Source organism: Streptomyces sp. NPDC004126, assembly GCF_050275515.1.
In the GTDB taxonomy this organism is placed as follows: Bacteria; Actinomycetota; Actinomycetes; order Streptomycetales; family Streptomycetaceae; genus Streptomyces.
Genome location: NZ_JBNNPF010000137.1, coordinates 1 through 1,051, shown reverse-complemented (window position 1 = coordinate 1,051; position 1,051 = coordinate 1). Strand labels below are relative to the sequence as shown.

Here is a 1,051-nt window from a genome sequence, read left to right as displayed (position 1 = left end):
TGTATTGATCACGAGCGTTGTTGACAGTCGGCGGGTCTTGAACATGGCGAAGACCTCCGGTGTGGTGGGAGCTGTCTAGGAACTCACCGCACGGAGGTCTTCGTGTCCCACCGTAATGCCCGGCTGACCGTCTTCGGTAGGCGCCTGCTGGTCGAGCGTGTCCTCTCCGGCCGTCCGGTCGCCCACGTCGCCGCCGAGATGGGCATATCGAGGGCCACGGCCCACAAGTGGATGCGGCGGTGGCGGTCCGAAGGCCCGGCCGGGTTGCACGACCGATCCAGCCAGCCGCGCACGACGCCGCACCGGACTCCCGCCGATATTGAGGCCCGGGTGTGTGACCTGCGGCGGGCCCGCAAACTCGGCCCTGCCCGGATCGGCCCCATCGTGGGCCTGCCCGCCTCGACCGTCCACCGGATCCTGGCCCGCCACGGCCTCAGCCGGCTCGCCTGGCTCGACCGTCCGACCGGATCCGTGATCCGCCGCTACGAACGCGAGCGTCCCGGTGAACTCGTTCACGTGGACGTGAAGAAGCTCGGCAGGATCCCCAACGGCGGTGGGCACCGGGTCCTGGGACGTGACGCGGGCCGGCCGATCCGCGGCATGGGTTTCGACTACATCCACTCCGCGGTCGACGATCACTCCCGCCTCGCCTACAGCGAGGTCCACGACGACGAGAAGGTCGCGACCTGCGCGGGCTTCCTTGCCCGCGCGGCCGCGTTCTTCCACAGCCAGGGCATCACCCGCATCGAACGGGTCCTGACCGACAATGCCTGGGCCTACCGCAAGGGTCTGGCCTGGAAGGCCGTCCTGGCCGACCTGGGCGCGGCCGGCAAGCTCACCCGCGCCTACCGGCCGCAGACCAACGGCAAGGTCGAACGCTTCAACCGCACCCTGCTAGACGAGTGGGCCTACCAGCGGCCCTACCAGTCGAATGACGAGCGGACCCAGGCACTGACAGACTTCCTCCACACCTACAACCACCACCGCTGCCACACAGCACTGGGCGGAAACCCGCCCATCAGCCGCGTGAACAACGCTGCGGGTCAATACA

General features: G+C 68.4%; 1 protein-coding gene. It reads left to right on the top strand.

What is annotated here, in order from left to right; genetic code table 11:
• Positions 1-102: 102 nt before the first annotated feature.
• Positions 103-1,051: IS481 family transposase (locus tag ACQKM2_RS40875; RefSeq protein WP_427719296.1), on the top strand; the 949-nt coding region annotated here is incomplete at its 3' end.